10 protein-coding genes are annotated in these 12,299 nt (G+C 63.9%); 2 read left to right on the top strand and 8 right to left on the bottom strand.

Features of this window, described 5'->3' with window-relative positions; all coding sequences use genetic code 11:
- Nucleotides 1-27: 27 nt before the first annotated feature.
- Nucleotides 28-213 (top strand): hypothetical protein, encoded by a 186-nt coding sequence (locus KMZ68_RS20880; RefSeq protein WP_215613046.1) that lies wholly within the window; start codon nt 28-30, stop codon nt 211-213.
- A 4-nt stretch (nt 214-217) separates the two neighbouring features.
- On the opposite strand, the gene KMZ68_RS20875 is transcribed toward KMZ68_RS20880, so the two are convergent.
- From KMZ68_RS20875 to KMZ68_RS20860, 4 genes are all read right to left on the bottom strand, one after another.
- On the bottom strand, nt 218-1,114 hold the full coding sequence (locus KMZ68_RS20875; RefSeq protein ID WP_215613045.1) for a 50S ribosomal protein L11 methyltransferase: 897 nt from the start codon (nt 1,112-1,114) through the stop codon (nt 218-220).
- 287 nt (nt 1,115-1,401) lie between these two features.
- Nucleotides 1,402-2,133: an outer membrane protein gene (locus KMZ68_RS20870; protein ID WP_215613044.1), complete on the bottom strand. Its 732-nt coding sequence runs from the start codon at nt 2,131-2,133 to the stop codon at nt 1,402-1,404.
- 177 nt (nt 2,134-2,310) lie between these two features.
- Nucleotides 2,311-2,691 carry a protease inhibitor I42 family protein gene (locus KMZ68_RS20865; protein ID WP_215613043.1) on the bottom strand — a complete coding sequence of 127 codons (381 nt, stop codon included), beginning with the start codon at nt 2,689-2,691 and terminating at the stop codon, nt 2,311-2,313.
- Complete coding sequence (locus tag KMZ68_RS20860; protein WP_215613042.1) at nt 2,691-4,313, bottom strand: phytoene desaturase family protein; 1,623 nt, start codon at nt 4,311-4,313, stop codon at nt 2,691-2,693. Before KMZ68_RS20860 ends, KMZ68_RS20865 begins: the two co-directional genes overlap by 1 nt.
- A gap of 265 nt (nt 4,314-4,578) precedes the next feature.
- Between KMZ68_RS20860 and KMZ68_RS20855 the strand changes: the two genes are divergently transcribed.
- On the top strand, nt 4,579-6,864 hold the full coding sequence (locus tag KMZ68_RS20855; RefSeq protein WP_215613041.1) for a fused MFS/spermidine synthase: 2,286 nt from the start codon (nt 4,579-4,581) through the stop codon (nt 6,862-6,864).
- A gap of 44 nt (nt 6,865-6,908) precedes the next feature.
- Here the strand turns inward: KMZ68_RS20855 and KMZ68_RS20850 are convergent, their stop codons facing one another.
- From KMZ68_RS20850 to KMZ68_RS20835, 4 genes are all read right to left on the bottom strand, one after another.
- The gene (locus KMZ68_RS20850) at nt 6,909-9,260 is read right to left on the bottom strand and encodes a putative bifunctional diguanylate cyclase/phosphodiesterase (protein ID WP_215613040.1); all 2,352 of its coding nucleotides are present in this window, start codon (nt 9,258-9,260) and stop codon (nt 6,909-6,911) included.
- 276 nt (nt 9,261-9,536) lie between these two features.
- Complete coding sequence (locus KMZ68_RS20845; RefSeq protein ID WP_215613039.1) at nt 9,537-10,322, bottom strand: L,D-transpeptidase; 786 nt, start codon at nt 10,320-10,322, stop codon at nt 9,537-9,539.
- A gap of 194 nt (nt 10,323-10,516) precedes the next feature.
- On the bottom strand, nt 10,517-11,278 hold the full coding sequence (locus tag KMZ68_RS20840; RefSeq protein WP_215613038.1) for an ABC transporter permease: 762 nt from the start codon (nt 11,276-11,278) through the stop codon (nt 10,517-10,519).
- Complete coding sequence (locus tag KMZ68_RS20835; RefSeq protein WP_215613037.1) at nt 11,275-12,198, bottom strand: ABC transporter ATP-binding protein; 924 nt, start codon at nt 12,196-12,198, stop codon at nt 11,275-11,277. The genes KMZ68_RS20840 and KMZ68_RS20835 overlap by 4 nt, the downstream gene beginning before the upstream one ends.
- Nucleotides 12,199-12,299 lie beyond the last annotated feature (101 nt).

Below are 12,299 nucleotides of genomic sequence, written 5' to 3'. Positions count from 1 at the left end.
TTCAACTCAACGACGAGGGGATACACAATGCCTGCTTTTACGTTTGAGAAGATTTCGCCCCCGGTTCGCCGCGGCCCGATTCCATCCATCGAAAAGAAGCAACGGGGTGTCATCGTCCAGATTCTGGATCGCTTCGTCGAGGCGCGGGTCAAGCGGACATCGCGCGATGAAAAGGGCGTGATCGCCCGCAGCAAGCACCGGCCATCGGATTGAGCCTTTACGCTACTTTGCGCATCAGCAGGCTGCTCCAGCCTTCGATCCTGAGTTGACGCACCAATACCAGGCCGCGCGCGCGATAGGCGGCAACGACGCCGCTGGCCTGAGGCGGCAGCAGTCCTGAGAGAATGACCAGCGCCGATGGTGCGAGATGCCGCGCCATCGGCGTTGCCATTTGCCGCAACGGATTGGCGAGAATATTCGCCAGCACCAGATCGAACGGCCCGCGCTGCGCGAATTGCGGCGCCGAAAACCCGGTCGCCCGGATCGTCTCCACCAGGTCGCCTGCCCCGTTGAGCCGGGCGTTCTCCGCGGCCACGCGCACCGACAGCGGATCGATGTCGCTCGCCAGCACATTGATTTGCAGCGCCTTCGCCGCCGCGATGGCCAGCACGCCGGTGCCGGTGCCGAGGTCGAGCACGCGCCGCGGACGCCAGGCCTTCAGCACCTCGTCGAGCAGCAACAGGCAGCCGCGGGTGGTGCCGTGATGGCCGGTGCCGAACGCCAGCGCCGCCTCGATCTCGATGCCGAGCTTGTTGGCCGGCACTTTTGAGCGGTCATGGTGGCCGTGCACGATGAAGCGGCCGGCGCGGACCGGGACCAGTTCCTCCAGCGTCGCCTTGACCCAATCCTTGGCCTCGACGGTGTCGAAGGCGATATCCCCCGCGACCTCGTCGCCGGCGGCGAGACGGATCAGTTCGCGGATCGAGGCCTGATCCGGCGGCTCGGCGAAATGCACGGTGATGTCCCAGCGCCCGCCGGCGCCCTCGAACGCGGCGATCGCGGCCTGGCCCTCGAAAAAGCTTTCGGTCAACAGATCGACCACGCGTCTTGCGGTCTGTTCGCTGCCGATCGCAAAGCTGGCGCGGGTGGTGGCGGGGGTGAGGGTGGAGGTCATCAGGGAGTCCGGGCGATTGAAGCAGATGGTCGTTTTGTTCACCGCCTGTCGGCGCTCAAAGCAAGGCTTGTTGACAGCGTTATACACTGAAACATACCGGCATTACCCACAGCCGGGGGACCCGTCCCGCACAACAAATCCACCGCCTTTTCCGCGTAGTCATCAACAGGTTTTCCACAGCGGATCCACCGGGTTTTCAACCGGTTGTGCCAGTCATTGCGAGGTGCCGACGGGTGGCGCGAAGTGCGCGGTCTGGAATCTTCGATGGCGGCATCAACAGCCGGCCATTACCGGCTGCCAAATCCGCCAAACCGGTAATTGAGGCCCAGCAGGACCGTGTGAACGTTCTGGTCGATGTGGTAAATGAACGGTCCCGGCGAGCCATTGATCGGGCTGAATCTAACCGACGAACTGCCGAGCCCGATGTAACCATATTCGACGAAGGCCGACCAATTGGGCGCGAACATGCGCTCCAAGCCTGCGCCGATGGTCCAGCCGGTCCGCGTCACGTCTGCAATGCCGTCGTTGAGCGGTCCCAAGGTATCCAAAATGACGACCGTCGGCTCACAGCATTCCCTGAAACTTGAGCGCACCCAGGCTGCACCACCTTTCACGTAGAGCAGTGTCGCAGGCTCGACGGTGTAACCGAAGCGGCCTGTGAGGGTCGCAAAGCTGGAGATATTGGTGGAGTCGATCACAGCACCGCCCGGATCGAGTAACAAATTGGCGCTGCTGCCCTTCATTCCCGCAGCGTCAATCATCCCCTGAATGCCAAACACCCAGGCACCGCTCTGGTAATCGCAGCCAAACTGTCCGCCGCCGATCACGCCGTTGGCGCTGTGTGAGGTGAATTCGATGCCGTTGTCATTCCACTTCGTCGGAGCCCAGCCATAGCCGACGTTGGCGCCGAGATAGCAGCCGGTCCATGCGAAAGGTGCCGCGGGTGCGGCGGACGCGCCGCTGTTGCCGGCAATGATGAATGCGAACCCGGCCAGAAGCGCAAAAGCGACCCTTTGCATCTGAATTTCCTTCCGTCCCGATATGCGAGTGGATGAAGGTTACTCCCGTCGGCGGGGTCGAGGGCCGATCAATTCATCTTTTGGACCCGGTCCGGGCGATTTTCCCAAGCTGCGCTGTTTGCGCAACACCGGCAATACCGAGTGTGCCGTATTTTGTAGTCAGGGGCCGCCCGCCATTCACCGCGCAACGGCCTGTACCGTCACCTGATGCCGGCGGACGGGGGTTGCTTCCCAGGACCTCCGGTAGACGAAGGTGACGCTCGCACTGCCGGCGCTGGTGGCCGCGATGCTCCAGCGATGGATGCCGGGTGCGCCGAGCAGGCGCTTGCCGTCCGCATTTCGCGAGAATCCGCGGTCAGTGATGCGCAGGATCGAGGCGTTGACGCCCGCCCTGGCGTCGATCGTCCACTGGTATCCGGTCGATGGATTCTCCTCGAGCTCGATGGCGGCTTCCTGACCGACCGTCAGCTGGAGCGTCTGGTCGGCGGCGTCCGCCTTGGCACCAGCCGCTGTCAGCATTGCTGCGGCCAGCAACAGACACGCTGACAGGGCGCGCATCATCGTCTGCTCCCGTCCGTTTGCCCGAACAGCGCCCGGTGATCCCCGAGGATCGCGCGCGCGGCGTTGTGGCCGGGGGCGCCGGTGACGCCGCCGCCGGGATGGGCGCCGCTGCCGCAATGATAGAGACCCTTCAGCGGCCCGCGATAATCGGCGTGGCCGAGCATCGGCCGGGCCGAGAACAGTTGATTGAGCGTCAGCGCGCCATGAAAGATGTCGCCGCCGAGCAGCCCGAACTGGCGCTCCAGGTCGAGCGGCGACAGCATCTGCCGGCCGATCACGCTTGCGGCAAAACCGGGCGCGTATTGGTCCACCGTCGCGATCATGAGGTCAGCGACCTCCTCGCGATAGTCGTCCCACGATTTTCCGTCGGGCAATTCCGGCGCGACGTGCTGGCAGAACAGGCTGGCGACATGCTGGCCGGGCGGACACAGCGTATCGTCCAGCGTCGAGGGGATCAGGACCTCGACCACCGGCGCGCGGCTCCAGCCGTGCTCGCGGGCGTCCTGCCAGGCGCGATCCATGTAGCCGAGGCTGGGGGCGATGATGATGCCGGCCGAGAGGTGATCGCCTTCGCCGGGCAGCGCGGTGAACGAGGGCAGGGTGCTGAGCGCAACGTTGATCCGGAAGGTGCCGGAGCCGTTGCGCCAGTGTTGGATGCGGTTGAGGAACGCTGCGGGTAGGGCGTCCGCCGGAACGAGGCGCGTATACAGCAATTTCGGATTGACGCCGGAGGCGACGTATTTGGCGCGGATGGTTTCGCCATTGTCGAGGATCACGCCGACCGCGCGGTCGCGCTCGACGATCACTTCGCGCACGCCGGCCTCGGTTTCGATCCCGGCGCCATGGCCGCGCGCCGCTTTCGCCATCGCCTGCGTGATCGCGCCCATGCCGCCGATGGCGTGGCCCCAGACTCCCTTCTTGCCGTTCACCTCGCCGAAGGCGTGGTGCAGCATCACATAGGCCGAACCCGCCGCGTAGGGGCTGGCGTAATTGCCGACGATGGCGTCGAAGCCGTAAAGCGCCTTGACCAGGTCGTTCTCGAAGGCGTCATCCAGCATGTCGCCGGCCGAGCGCGTGAACAGGTCGAGCAGGGAACGCTGCTGCTCCAGCGAGAGCCGGCGCAGGATGTTGGCGGTGCCCAGCGCATTGAAGGCCTCGCGGATTGCCCCGATGCCGAATCCTTCGACGAGGTTCGGCGGCGCGCGCAACACGAAGGCGCGCAGCACGTCGGCAATGGTCTCGAGTTCGCGGTTGAACGCATCGATGCGTCCGGCGTCGCGCTCGCTGAGTTTTGCCACGGACGCGTGAGTGCGGCCTTCGCCGGTCAGCAGATAGCTGCCGCCGGGGGCGGGCAGGAAATTCTGGGCGCGGCGTTCGACGATCCGCAGGCCGTGATCGGCCAGTTTCAGGTCCGAGATGATCTGCGGGTTGAGCAGGCTGACGGTGTAGGCCGCGACCGAATTGCGGAAGCCCGGATGGAATTCCTCGGTCACCGCGGCGCCGCCGACCACCTTGCGGCGTTCGACCACCTTCACCCGCAAGCCGGCCATCGCCAGATAGGCGGCGCAGGTGAGGCCGTTATGTCCCGCTCCGATGATGACGACGTCGGTTTCGTTCATGTCCGCTTCAGGAATTATCTGCCTTGTCATTCCCGGGCGATGCGAAGCATCGAACCCGGAATCTCGGGATTCCGGGTCTGGTCCTTCGGACCATCCCGGAATGACGTTTCCAATCATTAGCGAAGATGTGAATGTCAGCACAGCGCCAAATAGGTTCCTGCGTCCTGCATTGCTCGCGATCTTGCCGTATGCTCTATCCGACCCAACCGGCACCCCTGCCGGATTTCCGCCTCCGGCTTTCAGCCGGGTTCAAGCCGGAGCTTTCATGATTCTTTCCGAGCCGTCCGTCATCGCGGGCCAGCCGTCCATTGCCCGTAACCGGCTGGTCCTGGTGGCCTATACCGCTGCGATTTTCGTCAGCGCGCTGCTGTTGTTCTCGGTGCAGCCGCTGTTCACCAAGATGGTGCTGCCGCGGCTCGGCGGCTCGCCGGCGGTGTGGTCGGTGGCGATGGTGTTCTTCCAGTCGCTGCTGCTCGGCGGCTATGCCTATGCGCATTACCTGATGCAGATACGAAACCGGACCATTCCGGTGGCGATCCATCTGGTGCTGCTCGCGATCGCATTGCTGTCGCTGCCGCTGTCGATCGCGGGCGGGTGGGGCGAGCCGCCGACCTCGGGCTATGCTCTGTGGCTGCTGGGCCTGTTCGCGGTGTCGATCGGGCTGCCGTTCTTCGCGCTCGCCGCCAACAATCCGCTGCTGCAGGCCTGGTTCGTGCGCACCGGCCATCCCAACGGCCCCGATCCATACTTCCTCTATGCCTCCTCGAATATCGGCAGTTTCCTGGCGCTGTTGTCCTATCCGGTGCTGCTGGAGCCGATGTTCACGCTGCGCATGCAGAACCTGATCTGGACCGGCGGCTACGGCCTGCTGATCCTGCTGATCGCGGCTTGCGCCGTACTGATGCTGCGCTCGCCGGTCATGGCCGCGGCCGATATCCGTGCCGAGGACACCCACTCGCCGGCGCCACCCTGGATCCTGCGGGCGCGCTGGATCTTTCTCGCCGCAGTGCCGTCGGGCCTCCTGATCGCGGTGACCGCGCATATCTCCACCGACGTCGCCGCCGCGCCGCTTCTGTGGGTGCTGCCGCTGTCGCTGTATCTCTTGACCTGGGTGCTGGTGTTCCAGTCGCGCCCGCTGCTGCCGCACAAATGGATGCTGTTGCTGCAGCCGCTGGCGATTGCGGGCGTGATCGTGCTGCTCGCCTTCGGCGGCGAGCAGAACCTGCTGCTGACGCTCGGCGGGCATCAGCTATGTTTCTTCGTCATCGCGATGGCGTGCCATGGCGAGCTGGCGCGTACCCGCCCGGCCGCGAAATATCTCACCGGCTTCTATGTCGCGCTGTCGTTCGGCGGCATGGTCGGCGGCCTGTTCGCCGGGTTGATCGCGCCGTTCACGTTCTCATGGATCGCCGAATATCCGATCCTGCTGGCGCTGGCGGCGCTGTGCCGGCCGTCCGGCGGCAACGAGAGGCTGCCGCGCTGGAGCCTGTGGTACTGGCCGTTCCTCGCCGCGCTGGCGGTAGGGCTGATCCTGCCGGCCTACTACACGGGCAAGATGTTCACCTGGCTCGATGAACATCGGGTCTGGGTGATCGGCGCCGTCGGCGTGCTCTCAGCCTTGCTGGCGCTCGGCTTGAATGCCAACCGCTGGAAGATTTTCGCGACCGTCGCGGTGGCGCTGGTGCTGCTGCGGGCCTATCCGTCCGACGACGGGCGGGTGGAAACCGTGCGCAGCTTCTTCGGCGTCCACAAGATCGTGGTGACGCCGAACGGCCAGTATCACGTGCTGATGCACGGCACCACGATCCACGGCGCCGAGAAATTCCAGAACGACGACGGCACCCCGGTGACCGGCCGGCCCGAGCCGATCACCTATTACCACAAGGACGGCGGCATCGGTCAGGCGATCGCGGCGGTGCGCCAACGCAAAGGCGCGCCGCTGCGGGCCGCAGTGATCGGTCTCGGCTCCGGCACCCTGACCTGCGCTTCCGAACCGGGCGAGAACTGGAAGTTCTTCGAGATCGACCAGTCGATGGTCGATACCGCAAAGGACCCGAAATACTTCACCTACATCCGGAAATGCGAGCCGGACCTGAAGCCCGTGATCGGCGATGCGCGGTTGACCTTCGCCAGGGAGCCCGACGGCATCTACGACCTGATCATCGTCGACGCCTATTCATCGGACGCGATCCCGATCCATCTTGCCACCGAAGAGGCGATGAAGATCTACAAGGACAAGCTGGCGCCGCAGGGTGCCGTCGTGATGCACGTCTCCAACCGGCACCTGGAGCTGTCCAGCGTCGTGGTCGGCATCGCCGATGCCAACGACCTCAAGAGCTGGGTCTACAACGAGGATTCCGGGCGTGACAACGAATATATCTTTTCGACCTCGGTGGTGGTTTCGGCGCGCGAGGAAGCGGATGTCGGCAAGCTGGCGTCGTCGGAGGACTGGGCGCTTGAGGAAGCCGACGAAAAGCAGCGGGTCTGGACCGACGATTACTCCAACGTGCTCGGTGCGGTGTGGCGGCGGCTCAAGAACGGGGAAGAGTGAGGTTCGGTTCCGATCGCGGCACGGTCCGCGCGGCGGCCGTTTGGTCAGCCGGACGCTGCGCCGTCGTTGGGAGGCGGATATCCGGCCGCGGCATCCGCGCCTTCCAGCCGCTGCGCCAGCAATCCGGCGATCTCGCCCGCCGGGTGCGGATTCGCGAAAAAGAAACCCTGGATCTGGTCGCAGCCGAGCTCGCGTAGTTTGTCGACCTGGTCTGCGCTTTCCACGCCCTCGGCGATCGTGGACATGCCTAGCCCCTCCGCGAGGGTCACGATCGCCCGAACGATCTTGATGCTCTCGTTTTGCGTCGCCACATCGTCGATGAACGACTTGTCGATCTTGATCCTGTCGAAGGGGAATCGTCGCAGGTAGCTCATCGACGAATATCCGGTACCGAAATCGTCGATGGCGAGCCGGACTCCGAGCTGCCGTAGTCGTTCAAGCGATCCCTTGTGCTTCTGCGACGTTTCCATCAGGACCGATTCGGTCAGCTCGAGTTCCAGCGCGGATGGGGCAACGCCAAACCTGGCGAGGCTGTTCGCGACGATCCGATCGAGGTCGGACGTCCCCCTGAACTGTGCGGCGGAGATGTTCACCGCCACCAGCGGCGGCACCACCCCCTGGTCTCGCCAGAGTCTGATCTGCCGACAGGCCTGCTCGATCGCCCATTCTCCGATCGGCAGAATGCTCCCGGTGGTTTCCGCGATTGGAATGAAGACCGTCGGCAGCAGCAAGCCGCGCGTCGGATGGTTCCAGCGGATCAGCGCCTCCAGTCCGACGATCCTTCCGGATTCGAGCTCCACTTGCGGCTGGTAGTATAATTCGAACTCCTGGCGTTCGATCGCCAGATGCAGGTCGGCGGCGATCATCATCCGCTCGCGCAACTGCCGATCGAGTTCGGCCATATGGAAGCGAAACTGGTTGCGCCCCTCGTCCTTCGCCCGGTAGAGCGCGAGGTCGGCCTTCCTCATCATCGCCTCGGGCCCGCCCGCGTCCGAATCATAGGGGACGATCCCGATGCTGGCGGTCGTATGCACCTGATTGCCATCGATCAAAAAGGGTGCGGCAAGGCTGGCGCCGATCTTGGTGGCCATCGCCTCGACGCCGACCACGTCCGAAATATCGTCCTGCAGCACCGCGAACTCGTCACCGCCGAAGCGGGCGACCAGGTCGGTTTCGCGCACGCAGCCCCGGAGGCGATCGGCGACCGCCCGCAGCAGCGTGTCCCCGGCCGGATGTCCCAGCGTGTCGTTGACATCCTTGAAATGATCGAGATCGAGATAGTGGACGGCGAACGGATTGGCGCCGCGTTGGGAGCGAGCGAACGCCAGTTGCAGCCGTTCGATAAAGGCCGCCCGATTGGCGAGCCCGGTCAGAAGATCGGTTCGCACCATGGCCGCGATCTTCTCGTCTGCCGATTTCCGCTCGGTGATATCGTTGAGGACGCCCTCGATAGCGACGAGCCGGTGCTCCTCGTCGCGCACTGCGTATCCGCGTCCTTCGAGCCAGACGAGGGAGCCATCCGACTTCTTCAGGCGGAATTCGAGCAGGGTGGAATCCACTCTTCCTTCTATGATGGACTTGATGTCGGCCGCGATAGCAGGATGGTATTCGCTTTCGATGAGCTGCATCCATCTGCTCGGCGACGCCAGCAGTTCTTCGGCGTCGTAGCCGTATCGCCGGACGTTTTGCGACAGGTAGATCAGCCCGAACGGGGGCTGCGCGCTCAGCCGGTAAAGCATCGTCGGACTGTTTTCGACGATGCGGTTGGCATCGGAGAATTTCTGCAGGCGGCGCGTTTGGGTGACCGCCGCGCCAACCAGTTCCGCCAGCGTCCTCAGTGCATCGATCTCGCGCGGTGACCATTTGCGTTCGCTGCGGCAATCATCGAAACCGATCAGACCCCACCATTGGTCCTCGGCAAACACGGGAACCGCCACCGTCGATTTGACGCTGCCAAGTTCGAAGAATCGGCGCACGGGATCCTCGAATTCCCGGACGAGTCCCGCGACGGACTCGCCCCGCATGAGCTTCGGCACCCATGACTGAAGGCCGACATCGACCAAGGTGCGGCCCCGCGCATCGCTGAAGAAGGCAGGCGTAGATACGCCGGCTGCACTCCACAGGTAGTGGCCGATGATGCGGCCCTCGTCGATGGGTCCGGCCGGATCGACTTCGAGCATGTGCACCCGGCCGACGCTGGTAGCGAGACCGACATGCTCGAGCACCTTCGGAATCGAGCGCGTCAGGTCGCTTGCGCGCAGCAATTCCTTGGCGCTTCTGGCGATGGCTTCAAGCAGCAGGTCGCGCCGATGGGTTTCCGGCGTCGCGGGAGAATTGGCCAGCCGCGCGCGATCCGATGCCTCCGACTGGGATTGTGTTTTCAGCTTGTCGACCACGACGTCACCGGAAGGTGGGAGCGCCCGCGCGAACGCCCTTCAATGCAATTGTTTCAAATGATAGCGGGCAGCCGTCGACTTCCGGTTGCGGCGATCGTTCAAGTTGTCGGTAAACATGGTCAGCAGGCATAACGGCATGATGGAAGCCCGGCTCCGAAGCGCCCAAGGAAGCCGCCAAGTATGCCGCCGTTAACCTTGAGGATCAATTGACGAGCAACAGCCTGCCGGCGCCTCGCATGGACGTGCTGCGGCAGGCTCGAACGATGAGGGCGCGCGTCAGTCCTGATAGGTGAAGGATCCGCGCGGCTGATAATACGGGCGCGGCTGATAGTAGCCCGGCGGTGCGTATTGCGGGGCATAGCCGCGGTCGTAGTAATATTGCTCCCGCGGATAGACCTGTGCGCCATAGAGGCGACGGTTGCTCGGCGCCGGATAGCGGGCCTCGTTCGAAGAGCCGTCGGCCGGATAGATATAGCCGTCATCGACCTGCGCCCGGGACCCGACCTGCGGCGCGACCTCGCCCGGCTGCGGCGTCAGCACGATCGGATCGCCGGCGGCGTTGTATTGCGGCGCGGCGTCGCGGCGCGCCACCGCGGCGTTGCCGCGGCCCCGCGGGTTTCGCGCCAGGGCGATCTGCGAGGAACCGGTCAGGCTCACGGTGGTGTTGAGCACGCCGTCCTTTTCCACCAGTGCATACAGCGTCGCGGCGTTGGCGCGCGACAGCCGTACGCAGCCGTGCGAAGCCGGGCTGCCGAGGCGGCTCACCGAGTCGGTGCCATGAATGGCGTGGCCGATCTTGGTGAAGAAGATCGAATGAGGCATCGGCGCGTCGTCAAATTCCTTGGAGTAGTGGTCTTCTTCCATGCGGAAGGTCCTGAAGCTGCCGTTCGGCGTCTCGTAGGAGGGCAGCCCGGTCGACACCGGCCACTGGTAGCGCTCGACGCCGTCGACCGCGACGGTCATCAGCTGCGCATTCTTGTCGACGGTGATGGCGATTTTGGCTTGCGCTGTGCCGGTGGCGAACAGCAGCAGGCCGGTGAAAGCAATGAGGAAGGAACGCATTTTACTTTGGCCTCCAGGTCCGCTTGCAGCGCCGCGGCTCTCCGTCCCCCGGCAACCAATATGCCCGGATTCCGGTTTTGGTTCCAGTGGCCCTCACAGCATCGTTAATGCGGCGCGCGGCGCAAACAAGGCGGAGGCGGGGCGCAATCCAGCCGTCGGTGTGGGCGTTTTCGCGAGTGCAAAGTCTTCAGGCGTCAATTCTTCAGCCGGTACCCGGTCCGGAAGATCCACCACACCGCGACCATGCAGAGGCCGAGGAATGCCAGCGTGATACCGACGCTGAGACCCACGCTGACGTCGGAGATTTCGTAAAAGCTCCAGCGGAAGCCGCTGATCAGATAGACCACCGGATTGAGCAGCGTGATGGTGCGCCAGCCCGACGGCAGCATGTTGACCGAGTAGAAGCTGCCGCCGAGGAAGGTCAGCGGCGTCACCACCAGCATCGGGATCATCTGCAGCTTCTCGAAGCCGTCGGCCCAGATGCCGATGATGAAGCCGAACAGGCTGAAGGTGACGGCGGTCAGCACCAGGAAGGTCAGCATCCACCAGGGATGCAGGATGTGCAGCGGCACGAACAGCGCAGCGGTGGCGAGGATGATCAGGCCGAGGATGATCGACTTGGTTGCGGCGGCGCCGACATAGCCGAGCACGATCTCGAAAGACGACACCGGCGCCGACAATATTTCGTAAATGGTGCCGACGAATTTCGGAAAGTAGATGCCGAATGACGCGTTGGCGATGCTCTGCGTCAGCACCGACAGCATCACCAGCCCCGGCACGATGAAGGTGCCGTAGCTGACGCCCTCGACCGAGGTGATGCGCGAGCCGATCGCGGCGCCAAACACCACGAAATACAGCGAGGTGGAAACCACCGGCGAGACGATGCTTTGCAGCAGCGTGCGCCAGGTGCGCGCCATTTCGAAAAGATAGATCGCGCGGACGGCCCGGAAATTCATGGCGCCCTCACCAGGCTGACGAAGATGTCTTCCAGCGAACTCTGCCTGGTATCGAGATCCGAGATGCGGATACCAGCGTTACGGAGGTCGCTGAGCAGGCTGGTGATGCCGGTGCGGTCACCCTTGGTGTCGTAGTCGTAGGTCACCGCGCGGCCATCGTCCGACAGTTCGAGGTTATAGGCGGCGAGCGAGGCGGGGATCGCATCGAGTTTGACCTGCAGGTGCAGCTTCAACTCTTTCTTGCCGAGCTTCTGCATCAGGCCGGCCTTGTCCTCGACCAGGATGATTTCGCCCTTGTTGATGACGCCGATCCGGTCGGCCATCTCCTCGGCCTCTTCGATGTAATGCGTGGTGAGGATGATGGTGACGCCCGACGCCTGCAGCGCCCGCACCACCTCCCACATGCCCTTGCGCAATTCGACGTCGACGCCCGCGGTCGGCTCGTCGAGAAACAGGACCTGCGGCTCGTGCGACAGCGCCTTCGCGATCATCACGCGGCGCTTCATGCCGCCGGACAGCGTGACGATCTTGGAATCCTTCTTGTCCCACAGCGACAGGTCCTTCAGCACCTTTTCGATATGGGCGGGGTTCTTCGGCTTGCCGAACAGGCCGCGGCTGAAGCTGACGGTCGCCCACACCGTTTCGAACGCGTCGGTGTGCAGCTCCTGCGGCACCAGCCCGATCAGCGAGCGCGCGGCGCGATAATCTGCGTTGATGTCATGGCCGTCGACGCGGACGCGGCCCTCGCTCGGATTGGCAATGCCGCAGACGATGCTGATCAGCGTGGTCTTGCCGGCGCCGTTCGGTCCCAGCAGGGCAAAAATCTCGCCGCGATTGATCTCGAGGTTGATGCCGTTCAGCGCCTTGAAACCGGAGCCGTAGGTCTTCGACAAATTTGCAACAGATATGATGGGCGTCATGCGGGCTTGATGGTTTGAATTGAAAATTGCGGGAGGCCTGGAGCGGCATCGCGGCGCGCTTCGGGCAGGGAGGGGCGAGCAGCAACAGATAGGAACGGAGA

The sequence above is a fragment of the Bradyrhizobium sediminis genome, assembly GCF_018736105.1.
Taxonomy (GTDB): domain Bacteria; phylum Pseudomonadota; class Alphaproteobacteria; order Rhizobiales; family Xanthobacteraceae; genus Bradyrhizobium.
This window is presented reverse-complemented; position numbering and strand designations above follow the sequence as displayed.

What these genes read in the sequence shown, in the direction of transcription:
- KMZ68_RS20845 (WP_215613039.1), bottom strand. Translation starts at nt 10,322, where the DNA reads ATGCGTTCCTTCCTCATTGCTTTCACCGGCCTGCTGCTGTTCGCCACC.
- KMZ68_RS20865 (WP_215613043.1), bottom strand. Translation starts at nt 2,691, where the DNA reads ATGCGCGCCCTGTCAGCGTGTCTGTTGCTGGCCGCAGCAATGCTGACA.
- KMZ68_RS20870 (WP_215613044.1), bottom strand. Translation starts at nt 2,133, where the DNA reads ATGCAAAGGGTCGCTTTTGCGCTTCTGGCCGGGTTCGCATTCATCATT.
- KMZ68_RS20875 (WP_215613045.1), bottom strand. Translation starts at nt 1,114, where the DNA reads ATGACCTCCACCCTCACCCCCGCCACCACCCGCGCCAGCTTTGCGATC.
- KMZ68_RS20855 (WP_215613041.1), top strand. Translation starts at nt 4,579, where the DNA reads ATGATTCTTTCCGAGCCGTCCGTCATCGCGGGCCAGCCGTCCATTGCC.
- KMZ68_RS20835 (WP_215613037.1), bottom strand. Translation starts at nt 12,198, where the DNA reads ATGACGCCCATCATATCTGTTGCAAATTTGTCGAAGACCTACGGCTCC.
- KMZ68_RS20840 (WP_215613038.1), bottom strand. Translation starts at nt 11,278, where the DNA reads ATGAATTTCCGGGCCGTCCGCGCGATCTATCTTTTCGAAATGGCGCGC.
- KMZ68_RS20860 (WP_215613042.1), bottom strand. Translation starts at nt 4,313, where the DNA reads ATGAACGAAACCGACGTCGTCATCATCGGAGCGGGACATAACGGCCTC.
- KMZ68_RS20880 (WP_215613046.1), top strand. Translation starts at nt 28, where the DNA reads ATGCCTGCTTTTACGTTTGAGAAGATTTCGCCCCCGGTTCGCCGCGGC.